The 15950-nt window shown below is 40.1% G+C and carries 16 protein-coding genes; 11 read left to right on the forward strand and 5 right to left on the reverse strand.

Annotated elements, in window-relative coordinates; genetic code table 11:
• Positions 1-216 precede the first annotated feature (216 nt).
• The 8 genes from BLP52_RS11655 (at position 217) to BLP52_RS11690 (ending at position 6835) form a co-directional block, all read left to right on the forward strand.
• On the forward strand, positions 217-1347 hold the full coding sequence (locus tag BLP52_RS11655) for an OB-fold nucleic acid binding domain-containing protein (RefSeq protein WP_091710665.1): 1131 nt from the start codon (positions 217-219) through the stop codon (positions 1345-1347).
• Between the two features lie 220 nt (positions 1348-1567).
• Positions 1568-2176, forward strand: a complete 609-nt coding sequence (locus BLP52_RS11660; RefSeq protein WP_091710666.1) for a CBS domain-containing protein — start codon at positions 1568-1570, stop codon at positions 2174-2176.
• Complete coding sequence (locus tag BLP52_RS11665; protein WP_091710667.1) at positions 2169-2375, forward strand: hypothetical protein; 207 nt, start codon at positions 2169-2171, stop codon at positions 2373-2375. Before BLP52_RS11660 ends, BLP52_RS11665 begins: the two co-directional genes overlap by 8 nt.
• Before the next feature lie 129 nt (positions 2376-2504).
• Complete coding sequence (locus BLP52_RS11670) at positions 2505-2717, forward strand: hypothetical protein (RefSeq protein ID WP_091710668.1); 213 nt, start codon at positions 2505-2507, stop codon at positions 2715-2717.
• Between the two features lie 181 nt (positions 2718-2898).
• Positions 2899-3744, forward strand: coding sequence for a CBS domain-containing protein (locus tag BLP52_RS11675; protein ID WP_091710748.1), 846 nt, complete (start codon positions 2899-2901; stop codon positions 3742-3744).
• A gap of 37 nt (positions 3745-3781) precedes the next feature.
• Positions 3782-4558 (forward strand): CBS domain-containing protein, encoded by a 777-nt coding sequence (locus BLP52_RS11680; RefSeq protein WP_091710669.1) that lies wholly within the window; start codon positions 3782-3784, stop codon positions 4556-4558.
• An 18-nt stretch (positions 4559-4576) separates the two neighbouring features.
• Complete coding sequence (locus BLP52_RS11685; RefSeq protein ID WP_091710670.1) at positions 4577-5743, forward strand: RNA ligase; 1167 nt, start codon at positions 4577-4579, stop codon at positions 5741-5743.
• Between the two features lie 54 nt (positions 5744-5797).
• Positions 5798-6835 (forward strand): EF-Tu/IF-2/RF-3 family GTPase, encoded by a 1038-nt coding sequence (locus BLP52_RS11690; RefSeq protein ID WP_091710671.1) that lies wholly within the window; start codon positions 5798-5800, stop codon positions 6833-6835.
• A gap of 33 nt (positions 6836-6868) precedes the next feature.
• Here BLP52_RS11690 and BLP52_RS11695 read toward each other — a convergent pair whose 3' ends face one another.
• Both BLP52_RS11695 and BLP52_RS11700 read right to left on the reverse strand, forming a co-directional pair.
• Positions 6869-7384, reverse strand: coding sequence for a hypothetical protein (locus BLP52_RS11695; protein WP_091710672.1), 516 nt, complete (start codon positions 7382-7384; stop codon positions 6869-6871).
• Between the two features lie 12 nt (positions 7385-7396).
• A complete protein-coding gene (locus BLP52_RS11700) occupies positions 7397-8140 on the reverse strand; it encodes an RAD55 family ATPase (RefSeq protein WP_091710673.1) in 744 nt (247 codons plus the stop codon).
• 122 nt (positions 8141-8262) lie between these two features.
• Here BLP52_RS11700 and BLP52_RS11705 point away from each other — a divergent pair, with 122 nt between their 5' ends.
• Together BLP52_RS11705 and BLP52_RS11710 are read left to right on the forward strand one after the other, a co-directional pair.
• Positions 8263-9285, forward strand: a complete 1023-nt coding sequence (locus BLP52_RS11705) for a stage II sporulation protein M (protein ID WP_091710674.1) — start codon at positions 8263-8265, stop codon at positions 9283-9285.
• Between the two features lie 93 nt (positions 9286-9378).
• Positions 9379-11316 (forward strand): S8 family serine peptidase, encoded by a 1938-nt coding sequence (locus BLP52_RS11710; RefSeq protein WP_162272983.1) that lies wholly within the window; start codon positions 9379-9381, stop codon positions 11314-11316.
• A 339-nt stretch (positions 11317-11655) separates the two neighbouring features.
• On the opposite strand, the gene BLP52_RS11715 is transcribed toward BLP52_RS11710, so the two are convergent.
• Both BLP52_RS11715 and BLP52_RS11720 read right to left on the reverse strand, forming a co-directional pair.
• Complete coding sequence (locus BLP52_RS11715; RefSeq protein ID WP_091710676.1) at positions 11656-12813, reverse strand: S8 family serine peptidase; 1158 nt, start codon at positions 12811-12813, stop codon at positions 11656-11658.
• A gap of 244 nt (positions 12814-13057) precedes the next feature.
• Positions 13058-14089, reverse strand: coding sequence for a methionine synthase (locus BLP52_RS11720; RefSeq protein ID WP_091710677.1), 1032 nt, complete (start codon positions 14087-14089; stop codon positions 13058-13060).
• 142 nt (positions 14090-14231) lie between these two features.
• On the opposite strand from BLP52_RS11720, the gene BLP52_RS11725 reads away from it, so the two are divergent.
• A complete protein-coding gene (locus BLP52_RS11725; RefSeq protein ID WP_091710678.1) occupies positions 14232-15518 on the forward strand; it encodes an APC family permease in 1287 nt (428 codons plus the stop codon).
• 38 nt (positions 15519-15556) lie between these two features.
• Here BLP52_RS11725 and BLP52_RS11730 read toward each other — a convergent pair whose 3' ends face one another.
• Positions 15557-15862 (reverse strand): hypothetical protein, encoded by a 306-nt coding sequence (locus BLP52_RS11730; RefSeq protein WP_091710679.1) that lies wholly within the window; start codon positions 15860-15862, stop codon positions 15557-15559.
• Between the last annotated feature and the right edge of the window lie 88 nt (positions 15863-15950).

Consider the following 15950-nt stretch of genomic DNA (forward strand, 5'->3'; position numbering starts at 1 on the left):
AAGAATCATACAAGTTTCTTAAAAACATGAGAAAGATACCAATTATAAGAACAGTAGGAAAATATAGTCTATTTTGAAGATTTGCAAACGTTTTCGTTACATTAATTTATCTGGAAGGATACTTAGACTAGTTTAACATAAGAAGAATGAATGTTTAAAAGATAATAGGCTATTAATTCGATTTCCATATCATCTATTCATTTTCAGGGTATTATCATGGACGAGATTAACGACATATATGAAAAACTCGGTGGCGTCATCAGCAAGGATGACTTTACACGCAAGGTGGAAGAAAAAGTAGAGCAGATGAGCGGACTCTGTGATACAAGAACAGCAGCTATGCTTGTTGCACACGATCTGGGTGTCAGCGACACTGGCGCAGAGCAGCAAATACAGAAGGTCTCAGGCATCACTCCAAACAGTGGAAATGTAAAGCTCATAGCTAAAGTAATGACCGTTTACCCTGCAAAGGAATTCAACAGGAACGATGGTACGGTTGGCAGGGTTGCAAACCTTATTGTTGCCGATGAGACCGGCTCCATTCGTCTTACATTATGGGATGACAGGGCAGATCTTGTAAAAAGTGGTGAGATAGAGATCGGACAGACATTCCAGATAGCAGGATATGTAAAAGAAGGATATTCCGGTGTTGAAGTAAATGTCGGTAACAACGGAGTGTTCTGTGAAAGCGATGAAAACATCGAAGCTCGTATAGAGTCCAAGCAGATCAAGGACATAACTAACGGCATGGGTGATATCAACATCCGTGCCAGAGTACTTGACATCTCTGATATCAGGACATTCAACAAGAGAGACGGTGGCACAGGCAAGGTTGCAAACCTACTCATAGGTGATGAGACCGGAAAGATAAGGGTTACACTCTGGGATGAACTTACAGATTTCACACAGCAGATCGAAGTTGATGATTCAGTTGAGATAATCAATGCCTATGCAAGAGAGAATAACTTCAACCAGCAGGTTGAAATGCAGGTTGGAAACCGTGGAACTATCAAAAAGATAGAAGAAGAAGTCGAATTCAAAGAAAGCTTCACTCCAATCTCTGATATCATTCCAGGTGAGTCATATTCCATCTCAGGACAGGTTTCCGGACTTGGAGAGATTAGGGAATTTAACCGTGATGATGGTACAGTGAACATGGTATCCAACATATATGTGTCAGACGACACTGGCAGAATAAGGATAGCACTTTGGGGTGACCATGCACTTCTTGTAGACGAGCTTGATATCGATACAAACGTTGAGATCATAGATGCATACTCAAAGTCAGGTTTCAATGATGAGATCGAACTCAGTGCAGGAAACCGTACAAGAATTAACATTCGCTAATAACTTCAATTGAAATACATTCCGGATGACTTCATATAGTCTATCCGGAACAACTCTATTTTTAAAAACAAAATCAATAGGACTGCTTTTAAGTGCATTTTGCATAGTATATTTTAGACTTCTTAATCCACGAACATCTATATATACAATAAAAGTCCAATTTTATTTAGTGGACTATAGGTAATCGCTTCCTTTAATCCAGTATTCTGGGGTACGTCTTATGGTCTTGAATGTTCATGATGACATGGAAACCGATGTCTCCATAATGGAGATAGAAAATGAGATGTCGGTCAGGGAAATAATGTCAAAGGATACTTTTGACATAGATACCACTGCCAGTGTTCTTGATGTTGCGAACAAGATGGCAGAAAGTGGTACTGGCAGCATTATCGTTACAGAGAATGGTGACAGTATCGGTATCATTACCGAGCATGACATTATGCTAAAGACCGTAGCCAGAAATGTGCTACCCTCTGAGATGACAGCTGCAGAGATAATGTCATCCCCTATCATAGCAACAAAGCCTACGACAAACATAATCGAGGCTGCTAAAATGATGGTCAAGTCTGATATCAGAAGGCTTGCTGTGATGGAAGGAGACAAAATAGTGGGAATGATAACGGACAGGGATATACTAGCCATAGCTCCGGGTCTGAACACTATTCTGGAAGAAATGATCGAACTGCATCATGAGAACAACGTTCATCAGGAACCGGAACTTGAACGTGGCATTTGCCAGCGTTGCGGGGCTCTGGTAGACAGCCTGACCGATGTTAACGGATTGATGCTGTGTGAAGACTGCAAAGAGGAAGAAGGTTACTATGACTAGTTCAGACTGGTCAACTGATAAAGGACACTTCAAGCTGGTGAAACAAATGTCTGTCCCGATATATCTTAAAAAAAGAAATGTATCGATCTTCAAAGCAACACCTGTATTTCGGCCGGGAAAAATTGTGAGTTCCTTGGTCTTCGTGTTTGCTGGATTTACTGTTACTGCAGACAGGCACAGAATATTACCTGCATATTAAGAAGAGATTTACTATAACAGCAGGTAGAATACGTTTTCCAAGAGGTTGGAATGTCTTTCGCAAAACATCTGTATATTATTACCATACATGACCAGTAATTTTGCGAGGTAGCGGAGCACAGTGATTTAATTGGAAATTAAATATCAGGTCCCAGAACCAGGATGGATATTCATCCCATTCAGGATAAAAGACCAAAAAACACAATATTCCGGAGCTAACGCTGTGCCTTTGGAAATTATAACAGCCTACATGAAAATGTTGCTGTATCAGTTGACGCTAATTGTTGATAAGGAGGTGGAGAAAAAAACCCGATACCAGCGGGAATACCACTTAAGGTGGTAATCAAAAACAATGGACCAGTTCCCTTTGGGAGAGTCCGGGTCCGAATCCATACTTAGGGCAGAGTTGAGAACAAAGAGCAAACAAAAGCCGCAAAAGGCACCGCTCTTTACAGAATAGACATTAGAAATATCCTGCAGGTCTGAACAAATTGAAGTTCAGGCTTCCAAAAAGGAGGAACAACATGAATGTGAAAGACATTATGAGTTCACCGGTATACACCATTGCACCGGACGAAACCGTAGCACATGCAAGAAAGCTTATGCTTAAGCACAAAATCAGCACCCTTGTGGTAGCTGAAAAGGAAGAGATGGTTGGTATTGTCACAAAGACAGACCTCGGAAAGAGGCTTGCACAGGCCGAACCAATGTGGAGAAGGAGGCCAATTGACAAAATACCGGTGAGCATGGTAATGCACGAGAACCCTATTACTATCTATCCTGGAGCTACGCCAGCTCAGGCCAGTGAACTCATGATAGAGAACGGAATTAACTCACTCGCTGTTGTGAACAGAGAAGTGCTTGGAATAGTAACAGGAACGGACATTATGAAGTATTACTCCGAGCAGGATATTAAGACAAAGGTTTCAGAAGTAATATCAGATGACATTGTGTTCGTTCACAGGCACCACACAATAAACCATGTGATCCATGAAATGGAGGAAAACCAGACCAACTACGTCATTGTAAATGATGATGCTGATGAAGCGGTCGGAATGATCACAACAGCCAGCGTTGCATTCAACCTGATGTCTGATAACGAGGGGAAGCTTCCTTCCAAGAACATCAAAATGACAAGGCGCTCAACACCTGCAGGAGTAAAGGAGTATCGCTACGTAAAGGAAGTGCCTCTTGTTGCAGAAGATATCATGACAGAACTCCCACATGTGATCGACATAAACAACAAGGCAACAAACGCAGCAAGGATAATGCTCTCAGAGCACACAATAGCACTTCCGGTCTCTAATGGAGGGAACATTGTAGGACTCATTAACAGGCGCGATATAATCAGGGCAGTACAGCAAGCATAAGCAGACCATAGGAACAAAACAAAGAAGAGGAATTGATATGGAAGTTAAGGAAATTATGGCAGAACCACTGGCCGTAGATAAGTCAGATACTATTTCCCATGCACTTGACATTATGGACAAGAAGGGAACAAGACGTCTTCTGGTAAAGCACGATGGAAAGATGCTTGGAATACTCACAATGAGAAACCTTACAAAGGAACTTGGAACACGTAAGAAGGGCAGCAAGCCCGCTTCTTCTCTGCATGTTGCAACAGCAATATCCGATAATTTCGTAAAGGTACTCCCGGACACAAAGGTCACCGATGTGATAACCCTTCTTGTCAAGAACGGAGGGGTGGCTGTTGTAGTTGAGAATGACCAGATAGTCGGATGGGTGACACCTAACGAAATACTCAAAAACAACAATTTCACCGGATTTGCCGGGGAGATTATGCAGAAGAGCCCGATTGTTGCAGGACCTGCTGACCGTGTCAGCCATGTAAGGAGGATAATGCTGGACAACAATATCGGAAGAGTTCCCATTATAGAAGGAGACAAACTTGTAGGAATGGTCACTGAGAAGGATATTGCAAAGGCAATGCGTTCTTTCCGTGATCTTGTTGAAGGAAGTAAGCAGGAATCCCGCATAAAGAACCTCATTGTTGAGGACATCATGAAGATGGGAGTAAAGACTGTTTACACCAATACGACTACAAGTGATGCAGCCAAGATGATGGTCGAAGAGAATCTTGGAGGACTTCCTGTCGTCAATCTGGAAGGACACATGGTGGGACTTATCACCAGGAGAAGTATCATCCGGGGAATGGCTGAATAAAGTCCCGGGTGAATGGAGATGAAAAACTCCAGTAGTTCAGAACTGAATATTGAAAAGGTGGCAGAGTTCCTTGAACTGCCATCTTCTAAGATTTCAGAACTCATTGAAAAAGGAAACCTTAAGCGTAACTGGGACGAATATTACGACATTTACAGGTTTCAAGGACATGCGCCTCATATGGAAGATGGGACAGTGCTCATTGACCACCATGGAGCTTTTGAACTGGTGCGTGGTTTCCCAAAGATAAAAAGAGCAATGCTCCTTGAGCCAGCTCTTCTGAATAATTTTAGTGGAATTCCTTCTGTTGCAGTTGAAGAGAAAATGAACGGATACAATGTCCGTGTTATAGAATTCAGAGGAAAACTTATTGCTTTTACACGAAGCGGCCATGTGTGTCCGTATTCCACTGAACGCGTGCAGAATTTTCTGGAAACCGATCTTTTCAGGGAACATCCGGACCTTGTGGTCTATGGAGAAATGACAGGGCCTGAAAATCCGTATGTTCAGAAAGAGGCATATGGGATAGAATCTCTGGATTTCTTTGTTTTTGATATACGTTACAAGAATACTGGCGAAGCTCTGCCGGTCCATCATCGAAGAGAACTTGCAGACGAATATGGATTCAACCAGGTCAGGTTCTTCGGTGATTTCAGCACCAATAGCGCCTCTGCAAAGATTATGAAGATTATCAGAGAACTTGGGAAAAAAGGACGCGAAGGGGTCGTTATCAAAGATCCAAAGATGGTATTGCAACCAGTAAAATACACATGTTCCGAAAGCAATTGTTCTGATCTAAGACAGGCGTTTAAATTCTACAATGAAGCCGGAAGAGATTATCTGTACTCAAGGGTCATACGTGAAGGCTTCCAGTCACATGAATGGAATGAAAGTGAAGAAGAATTCAGAGAGAGATGCCTGAGACTTGGAGAAAGCATACTCCGCCCCATGAAGAAAACAATTGAACAGGTAGAGAGCGGAGAAAGGATCTCCGATGAATTCCGCATACGTGTGAAGGACAGGGAAACCATCTTCAAATTCAGAGACTATCTCGATAGGTTCGGACTCTATATTGCAATGGACAAAATAGAGAGAATTGGGAACGAATATGTGGCTGATATCAGAAAAGTGAATAAAAGCACAAATGATAAGACACTTGCAATGCTAGAAGGTCAATTGTGGTCATGAAAAAGACATATATCTGAATAGATTAATTCGTAATCCACAACAAAGGGTGCCTATATGACAAAGATTGCTATCATCGGAAGTGAGAAAAGCGGTAAGACCACTCTTGCCGGAAAACTTGGAAAGAAAGGTAACGTCACTGACGTAACAATGTACGATTATGCCAAGAACGACAGCATACTCACAACCATTGATGCTACAGGCTATCCTGTATCCGTAAAGCCTCTTATTACAGCACTAAATCTCTCAGACATTGCACTTTTATGCATCCCGCCATCAGGACTTGACCCACAGGCAGCAGAATGTATCATTGCTCTTGACCTTATGCAATACAAGCATGGTATTGTAGTTCTTACAAAGGCGGATTCAACATATCCATTTGCTGTTGATGAACTGAAAGCCAAACTTCAGAATATTACAAAGGGAACAGCACTTGAGAACTGGGATTACATGTCAATTTCCACAACTTCCTTTGAAGGAATGGAAGAACTCAAAGAACTCATTTTTGAGATGGGCGCTAAAGTTGATAAGGAACAAAGGGAACTTGACGAACTTAGCCCCAGAATTATGATAGACCAGTCTTTCAATGTGACAGGTATCGGTTGTGTTGTTCTTGGTGTTGTTGAACAGGGAACTATCAACATGAAAGACAAAATGATCGCATATCCTACAAAGAAGGAACTTGAGATCAGATCAATTCAAATGCACGATGTGGATGTAAAATCTGCTCCAGCTGGTGCCAGGGTAGGGCTTGCACTAAAAGGTATCCAATCCAAAGACATTGACAGGGGATTTGTAGTCTCAAAGGAAGAGACAGTTGCAACAGACTTTGTGCTAAGTTGCAGAGTTTCACCCCTTGCAAAGTCATTCAATGTAAATGACATGTTACATCTTTATGTCGGACTCCAGTCCTCACCTGTAAGAGTTGTGGAGATCACTGAAGCTGGAAACACAGTTGAAGCCGCAAACCCTGGAAAAGAGTATACATTAAAACTTGAAGGAACAAAGGAAATTTCCTACATTAAAACCGACAGGTTCATTCTCTCTAACCTGGATGAAAAACAAAGGTTCATTGCTTACGGGCATGAACAATAAATATTTTTTTGAATATTATTTTAAACAACTAATTTATTTTTTCTTAGGTGTCAGATGCTTCGCACCTTCCAGAAATGATGGTCTTTCAACGACTTTAGCTCTTTCGATATTGTCGGGAAGGTCTACAAGTTTGGGCTGCCGTGTCACGTCTGATGAGCCGGAAAATGAATAATCGGCATCATTATAACCAGACTTTATATTGGAAACAGCAGACTCAGTCTTGCTTCTCTCAACAGTGAAATTTGGAGGAACTTCCGGTTCCACTTTACTGTTAACCATTCTGGAAAGTCCGGACTTTGTATCACGATCCTTTGCCTTGGAACCCTCCTCTTTTCCATTATTGTAATGTTCTTTTACAAAATCATGAAGACCATACTGATCGGCAAAGCTGTATATCTGTATCAGTTTGTCACGTACCCATCCAATTTCTGAGTGACGATGATAACCTACTTCAAAGCCCAGTCTTCTTGAAGCATCTGCAAGCTGGACTTTTCCGTCATGAGGAAGTTCTTTCTTCTCATCCTCTTGTTTTTTGAATATCCTTACCATAACAGACAACCGTTATTCTAGATAGCCTTCTACTTTCAATCCTTTTTCTGAGAAAGAAACGCTTCTCATATTACAATCATGCTTTGTTCCACGCATTTTGATAACCTGTATAGCACGGGTCATGGTCCTGTCATAAAGGAAATTATGCATGAATATCACACCATGCGCAGCAAACTGTTCAGTAGAATAAGCAGTCGGATCGGTCATTTCAGATAATATCAATGTAGTGCAACCCAGTTTCTTGAGATTGCGCATGAATCTGCTCATTTCTTTTTCCTGAAGTGACAGGTCCCTTGTTGTGAAACGGATAGCTGATACTGAATCAATAACGAGCCTTTTCACATCATATTCAGAGACATATGCAGCTATTTCTTTAAAAACCATTGAAGGAGAAGGTGCCTCAGTCTCAATTGAAGTTGTTCCTACATCGTAATCCGTTGTTATGAACTCATTAACTTCATCCATGTAACCATATTCCATACGAGGACCAAGATCAGCAAACAAGAGTTTTTTCATCTTGATAAAACCGGGAACATTCATGTCATAATTTGACATATCGTTGATAATGTTCTGCGGGCATTCCAGCAGGGTCACATAGAGCCCAACTTCGCCTGCACTTGCACCGCTGGCAAGGAACTGAACTCCAAAAGTTGTTTTTCCACTTCCGGGAGGTCCACTTAGAACATAAACCCTCTCTGTGAGCAAACCGCCCTGTACAAGGTCATCAAAACCCTCTATTCCTGTAGGTATTCGCATTGATATACTTCCCAAACGTAATGAATAATAATATACTAGTATAGTAATATAGTAATACAATTATATAATGCATAAGGTATTTCAATGCATCGATAATTTTAAAACTGGTAAAAGTGCTGAACATGAGAAATGGAGAAGGTCAAAATATTAACAGGTTCAATATCGGTACAAAGGATATCGTATGGACATGCAGGGTATTTATCCTATCTGTTTTTTGTGCATTTATTCTTGCTATGATAGCTTATATCCTGACATTCGTTTTTGCAGAACCGGAACCTGTGAGTGAACTTATAATGAGCACCGCTTCTGCCGCAACCTCAAAAGTTGAGGTGACCTCGAATTACATTAATCCCATGTGGGCGATATTCTTCTTTAACGGTCTTGCAGCGTGCTGTGCAGTTATAGGTACAGGTCTTTTCATGATAGTGCATAAGCTGCTGATTGGTGATATTTCCATGAGACCCAGGAACAGACATTACGCCAGTCTTTCAATTCTTATGGAAAAGACCATGATGCCCGTGTACAGGTTACTTATCGGTATCGCATCGGCACTTGATCCGGACATGTCACAAATAAAAAATGAGAACAATGAAAAAGCAGACACTATCTGGCAGTATTGCGGATATGGAAAATACGAATATCGTATGTTCTCATATATGCTTCCTTATACAGTTCCTCTTATGATACTGATAGTAAATGGAATGCTTATGGGAATCCTGCTTGCATTCTTTACTTTCAACGGAGCAATAACAGGCTTTGAACTTTTTAGAACTAAAGGGATACTTCTGGGAGTATTCTATAACGTGGTCTATTTCTTTATTTCAATAATACCTCACGGAATCATAGAGATCCCTACTATTCTTGTGGCAGCAGCAATTGGATATCATTTTGCTTATATTCAGGCACATGATGTTATCAAGAACAAGCTTTTTACCGGGGATGATATTGAAAGTCTTCTGACAGATTCCAGATACATTTTTGAGACCACAAAAGAATACCTTCTTTCAGCATATATGTGGAAAATGGTCGTATTGATCATTGTAGCACTTCTTATTGCAGCTTATATCGAGACCTATGTCACACTTGGAATTGTGGATAAAGTGATGATGATAATTGATGGAAATATCGAACCGTTCTTTGGTTGATCCGTTCACATATTATATTTCTTGTGCCTAAAATTAGGTATTTATATTGATATAACAAATATCTAGTATATCACATTTAATAAGGTGGTTAAGTTGGATAGGTGCTTAAAAATATTTTTCACAGCTCTAGCTATAACTATGCTAGTAGCAGGAACAATGACATCCGCCATGGCTGTCAGTTCCAAAGCGTACAGTTTTGAAGATAATCTTGAAGTTGCATTGCCCAATGTTGCGTATGAGGAGCTTTACGTACCAGGAGAAATACTGGTAAAGTTCAGTCCCGGAGTATCTGAAACTAAGATCAATGCGATGAACTCAAAAAATGAAGCAACTGTAACTTACACAAGCCCACATGCAGGATTTAAGATCCTGAAGATACCAAAGACGAAGTCTGTAGAGGAAATGGTTGAAATCTATAGTAAGAATCCTAATGTTGAGTATGCAACTGCGAATTATATTATGCATTCAACAATGATACCTGATGATGAATACTATAATGAACAATGGAATTTCAACTCACAATATGGTATCAATGTTGAACAAGCATGGGATACTTCCACAGGAGATGGAGTTATTGTAGCTGTCATTGATACAGGAATCGCACAAAATGTTCCTGATCTTGAAGGAGCCGATTTTGCATCTGGTTATGATTTTATTAACGATGACACAGATCCTACTGATGACAATGGCCATGGCACACATGTTGCTGGTACTATAGCACAATCTACGAATAATGACATAGGGGTAGCGGGAATTGCATACGATTGTACCCTCATGCCTGTAAAAGTATTGGGTTCAGATGGAAGTGGAAGTCTTAGCGCACTAATAAACGGTATATACTATGCTATTGACCACGATGCACAAATAATAAGCATGAGTCTGGGATTCAGCCCAAAATTGAACCCTAAATATTTCACATCTCTGGATATAGCACTTAATGATGCATATAATGCTGGTATAGTCATAGTTGCTGCTGCCGGTAACGATGGAATGGCTAAAATAGGATATCCTGCAGTCTACGATAAATGTATAGCTGTCGGAGCTACTAGATATGATGGAACACGTTCATGGTATTCTAATTATGGAAGTGATCTAGATGTAATGGCTCCCGGTGGGGACACATCAGTAGATCAAAATAATGATGGGCAGCCTGATGGTATCAAGCAGAACACATTAAGTAACCCTATAACAGGAGAACCTAGGTATCCATTATACCAAGGAACTTCCATGGCAACTCCACATGTGTCAGGTGTTGCAGCCCTTCTTATTGCAAGTGGTGTCAATGGTCCTGACAACGTTAGAGCTGCGATTGAAAACTCTGCACAGGATATTTATTCAACAGGATGGGACTTTGATTCAGGATATGGAATTATCGATGCTTATGCTGCCCTGAACTATTTCAGCACAGAAGACCCGACTCCATCAAACACTCAACCAATTGCAGATGCAGGCGGGCCATATACCGGTACTGAAGACGTTGCAATTACATTTGATGGTTCAGCCTCATCCGACTCTGATGGAGATACTCTCACATATACATGGAGCTTTGGTGACGGATCAACTGCATCGGGGGTGAGTCCAAGTCATATATATACAAATGATGGAACATACTCAATTACATTGATAGTAAATGATGGAATCATGGATTCTCAACCGTCTGGAACCACAGCCACCATTAGTTCAGCAAATAACCCTTCATCAATTTATGTTAATATTGATGAAATGAAATATACAACCAGAAATGCTGGACCAAATATTTTCGTAACTGCCAATGCAAAAATTCTAGTTACAGATGGAAATGGTGGTATCCTTGATGGTGCAACTGTCAACGGACATTGGGATGGCGCAACTAGTGATCTGGATATTGGAACCACAACATCGGATGGAACTGTAATGCTGTATTCGGACGAGGTAAAATATAAAGGTAAAGCTTTGAGTTTCGACTTTACCGTTGACTCTGTGACTAATGGTGGAATTACATATGATAGCACTGACTTTGGTACGGTTACCAGCGAAGTTAGATATCCATGATATTAAAAACAAAAAGCAATGAAAATAGTGTCCCTTTGGACACTAATCCTTCCTTTTTTACAACCCTTTTCTTAAATCCCTCATAACCTCTGCAACATTGCTCAATAACTGAGCAATAATCTCCTGGAACAAACAGACTCCAAGAACAAAATCTGACCTTCAGACTTGATAGCTTCTCAGAACATAGAATATACCTTTGAAAGACTTTTTGAGATTATCCCTTGAATTTCCATTTCAGTTATGATATCAAAGAAATGCTGCGCATCCTTCCAGAAATTGAAATAGAAATCGATCAACTGTAAAATACAAAAGAAGTATTATGAAAACACTGCTCTTATTTTACATGTAATTTTCTAAACACGCACTTGCATTAACAAGACCAAAACCGTAAAGTTCATCACGGCCGGTAGCACCAAAGTCTGTAGCTGTGGAAGCAAGTATTTCACGTACTTCTTCAGGGCTTAATGTATCGTCAGCACTGAGAAGAAGTGCAACAACACCTGATACGTGAGGTGTGGCCATGCTTGTACCCGCTATACTGGCATAGCCATCTTCCTTATAAGTTGAAAGGATGTTCACACCAGGTGCAACAAGCTCAACTTCTGGTCCGATGTTCGAGAAATCTGCAACAGAACCATTCTTTTCTATAGCAGAGACAGCAATCACCGAATCATAGGCAGCGGGGTAGCTGACATTTCCTCCATAATCGTTCCCTGATGCTGAAACAAGCACGATTCCCTCATCATAGGCTTTCTGACACATCCTGCGCATGGATATGAAGTCGGTACTGCTTCCAAGGCTCATAGAGATGACGTCCATATCATGCATTATAGCCCAATCTATTGCAGCGTTGATATCCGAGATCTGTCCGTCACAATCACTATTCAGGACCTTAAGCGCATAGATTTCTGCATCCGGTGCCACACCTACGACTATTATGTCATCATTATCTACTGCAGCTATTATACCTGCCACGTGGGTTCCATGACCATTATCATCCATTGGGTCCATGTCCCCATTCACAAAGTCATAGCCTCCATAGTAGTTGGGTGCAAGGTCAGGATGGGTGTAGTCGATGCCAGTATCTATGACAGCAACCCTGACACCCTCACCTGTGAAATCGGGATGCACTTTTTCAGCATCTACACAGTCCACACCCCAGCTTGTCTCAGGGTCATCGTCCTTTTCCCAACAAAACAAGGAATTGGTTTTTAAAATACAAACCTCAGTATCTATTTCTATATATTCCACATCAGGCTGATTCTTTAAACCATTAATACTGTATCTGGGAATTTCTGCCGCAATTGCAGGAATGGCATGATATTGATATTTGATCACGCCATCAAGCGATTCCACAAGTTCAGCATCCGGGCTATCCTTGAATCCAATGATGACCGTTACTTTATCATCCAGCACCTGTACGGCAGCTGCAGATGCAATGATAGCCACAGTTAGAGAGAGTAAACTAAGCGCTATCAGAGCGTAAGTTTTTTTCAATTAGTACCACCGATTCAAATTGGAAATCATTCCAATTGACAATAACCAGCTGAAAATAGCTATAGTAACATATAAATTTTAGGATGTAATTTTCTTACCAAAAAAATATATCACAAGATAAACAATAGCATGCGCCTTTGGAGGACTTTATTAAAAATAAAAAAAGATGAATAATTAAAGGGAAAAATACCTTTTTGTTGTTAAAATAGCACTTTGCAGAATCTCAGAAAATAAAACATTATCACTACAATCCCTTAAAATCAGCCATACCTTTTGTAACATTGCTCAATAACTGAGCAGCTATTTCCTGAGAAGGCCATGCCCCAAGACCACAATCCGGGCCAGCATACTTGATAGATTCTCCAAACACGGAATATGCTTTTGAAAGCCTCTTTGAGATAATCTCCGGGGTTTCCATATCATTTATGATATCAGGGAAATACTGGGTTTCTTTCCAGACATTAGTATTATATGTGTCATTAAGAACCGCAACCAAATTGAATACATCAGTCCTTGCGATTCCGACCCTCATGTAGGAATCACTGTCTTCAAGCTCTTTTTTATCAATAAGATCAAGATAGGAAGGAGTAGCTGCAGATTCAACACCTATGACGCTGATATTCTCTGTCTGGCAGGCAAGTTTGTAATGCAGTGGAGAGTGTAGATGAATCTCCACATCACATCCTGCTTTTTTAGCTGAACTGCATGCAATATCCATGGCTTTTATGAGATCATTATCAGAGAACATGACCTGAGGATTGATGCCTATACTTGGCTCGTCAATTGAAACTGTCTTGATATTGAAATCTTTGGCAACAGAGAGCGAGTTCTTCACAAAGCGGTCAACACTTTCTCCAAGAAGGTTCAGTATGTCCACATATTCGGTTCCGCCAAACTCCTTAAGATAGAGCTCCAGAGGACCGGTTACACAAACACGGACATTGAGCTTTTCACCGCTTTCTTCCCTGTAGGCTTTTGCAACTTCGGAGATTGCTTCAAGTTCAATGATACGGGCATCTGAGACTTTGACTTTGAAAGGTTCCTCTGTGCACTCCGGGTCCCTGATAATAGAAAGGAACTGTTCGTTCATGTCCTGATACTGAGGATATGTTGGAACTTCAACACCAGCTTCCACTTTCATCATAAAAGCATCATTTATGACCCTGAACAGGTCTGCATCACTTTTCTTCTCAGAAAACCTTCCAGCCATCCACTCTTTTGATGTGCCTGCCGGAAGAGGAAAACTGCCAATGTCATCAAAGATAATCTCTGCCATGCCAATATTATTAGCCTGTATTTAACTTATAATTTTTGAGTCATAAAACTGATTCTCAAAAGTGATTTATTGACAGAGGCTTTGCGCTATTTACGTTAGCTTATACCAAAATTATTTCATTTCCCAGATCATATTGAATTATATGGGGAAATTGGGATTAAAGGAAGTCATCGCCATGGGAGTGGGCGGAATGGTTTCCGGTGGAATATTTGCAGTTCTGGGTGTAGCAATGCAAAGAGCAGGTAACGCTGTTGCGTTCTCTTTTTTGATTGCAGGAATACTGACATTGCTTACGGCTTATTCTTATGTTAAACTGACACTTCATTTCAAAGAAGAAGGAGGTACCTTTTCATTTATAGCGCATGCTGTAGATAACATGCATATTGCAGGAGTTATCGGATGGCTTCTGATAATAGGCTATGTAGGTGTAATGGCGCTTTATGCTTTTGCTTTTGGTTCATATCTTGTCAGTATGCTAGGATACCCTGTTAATTCACTGATAAGACAATTGATATCTGCAAGTATAATCTTTATTTTTGTAGGGTTGAATCTGTCTGGAGTGAAAGAAACAGCTATCTATCAGGATATTGCCGTATACCTGAAAATAGCACTATTGATCTCCCTTGCATTTCTTGGAATATACTTTTCGGACAATACTACAGAAGTCATAGATGCGTTTTTCAATGAGGGAATTTTACCTTCAATAACTGCATTCGCAATAATATTCGTTGCTTATGAAGGTTTTCAGTTGCTTACCTATGGTTACAAAGAGATAGAAAATGTGGATGAGAATCTTCCCCGTGGTATGTATATAGCTATAATCATAGCCATGTTGATCTATATCTCAGTTTCTTTCATGGCAACACTTCACATTACTCCGGAAGAAGTAATTACAAATAAGGAATTTGCACTTGGTGCTGCAGTCAGATCATTTCTTGGAACGGCCGGATTCATTATTGTCATAATCTCCGCCCTTCAGAGCACTTCTTCCGGAATTAATGCAACCTTATTCGGAACAGCTAGACTTACCCGCAAGATTTCAATAGAAAATGAACTCCCAGAAGTATTCTCTTACCAAAATCAAAAGAAAATACCTGTTTACTCCCTAATAATAATAGGCATTCTAAGTGCATCATTTGCTTTTATGGGCACACTTGAAGAAATAACCACATTCGGATCAATTGTTTTTCTGATTGCAGACGCTGCAGCGAATTATGCAAACCTCAAATTATACAAAAAAACAAACTCAATATTCTGGATTCCACTTGCAGCTTTGACAGGTTGTATTATTGCAATTCCTATAGTCTTCTATCACTTGTATATGAATCAGTTCCACGTGTTAATATCAATTATCTCCATTTTTGTCATCATGCTTCTTCTCAATGGTTTTTACATAATGAATAAGAAAAGAACAAAGAATAATGCTTAACAAGATGGAGAAAAAAGAAATGAAGAACAAAAATTCATTTATTTTCTAAGAGTAGCTGAGATCTTTGAAACATAATAATTGATGCACATCTGAGAGTAGTCCAGAGATTTAGGAGACATATGAGAAATAATCTCATCTGCGCATCTTGTTGAGTTCTGGCTGCACTCAGGCATTCCATACTTTTCACGATGATTGGAAACTTTTTGTAACATCAGGTTCTGAAAATCGATAACATCAATCTTTTCTTCTGAACTGAGCTCTTCAAAGCCATTCTTTAAAGAAGCAAGCTGGTCCTTGTTCTCTTCGGTCATTTCAATATCTAATATAGGATTTTTCAATTCCATTGGTACCACAGGAAAATATATTTGACTAACATTAGATATAGTTTTGGTAATTATATTAATTTAATATATACGAAGTGAATATTTACGT

The organism is Methanolobus vulcani (assembly GCF_900100715.1).
Taxonomy (GTDB): Archaea; Halobacteriota; Methanosarcinia; order Methanosarcinales; family Methanosarcinaceae; genus Methanolobus; species Methanolobus vulcani.

Bases quoted from the DNA above. Each gene is read 5' to 3' on its own strand.
- BLP52_RS11655 (WP_091710665.1), top strand. From the start codon at position 217: ATGGACGAGATTAACGACATATATGAAAAACTCGGTGGCGTCATCAGC.
- BLP52_RS11660 (WP_091710666.1), top strand. From the start codon at position 1,568: ATGGTCTTGAATGTTCATGATGACATGGAAACCGATGTCTCCATAATG.
- BLP52_RS11665 (WP_091710667.1), top strand. From the start codon at position 2,169: ATGACTAGTTCAGACTGGTCAACTGATAAAGGACACTTCAAGCTGGTG.
- BLP52_RS11675 (WP_091710748.1), top strand. From the start codon at position 2,899: ATGAATGTGAAAGACATTATGAGTTCACCGGTATACACCATTGCACCG.
- BLP52_RS11680 (WP_091710669.1), top strand. From the start codon at position 3,782: ATGGAAGTTAAGGAAATTATGGCAGAACCACTGGCCGTAGATAAGTCA.
- BLP52_RS11685 (WP_091710670.1), top strand. From the start codon at position 4,577: ATGAAAAACTCCAGTAGTTCAGAACTGAATATTGAAAAGGTGGCAGAG.
- BLP52_RS11690 (WP_091710671.1), top strand. From the start codon at position 5,798: ATGACAAAGATTGCTATCATCGGAAGTGAGAAAAGCGGTAAGACCACT.
- BLP52_RS11695 (WP_091710672.1), bottom strand. From the start codon at position 7,384: ATGGTAAGGATATTCAAAAAACAAGAGGATGAGAAGAAAGAACTTCCT.
- BLP52_RS11700 (WP_091710673.1), bottom strand. From the start codon at position 8,140: ATGCGAATACCTACAGGAATAGAGGGTTTTGATGACCTTGTACAGGGC.
- BLP52_RS11705 (WP_091710674.1), top strand. From the start codon at position 8,263: ATGAGAAATGGAGAAGGTCAAAATATTAACAGGTTCAATATCGGTACA.
- BLP52_RS11720 (WP_091710677.1), bottom strand. From the start codon at position 14,089: ATGGCAGAGATTATCTTTGATGACATTGGCAGTTTTCCTCTTCCGGCA.
- BLP52_RS11725 (WP_091710678.1), top strand. From the start codon at position 14,232: ATGGGGAAATTGGGATTAAAGGAAGTCATCGCCATGGGAGTGGGCGGA.
- BLP52_RS11730 (WP_091710679.1), bottom strand. From the start codon at position 15,862: ATGGAATTGAAAAATCCTATATTAGATATTGAAATGACCGAAGAGAAC.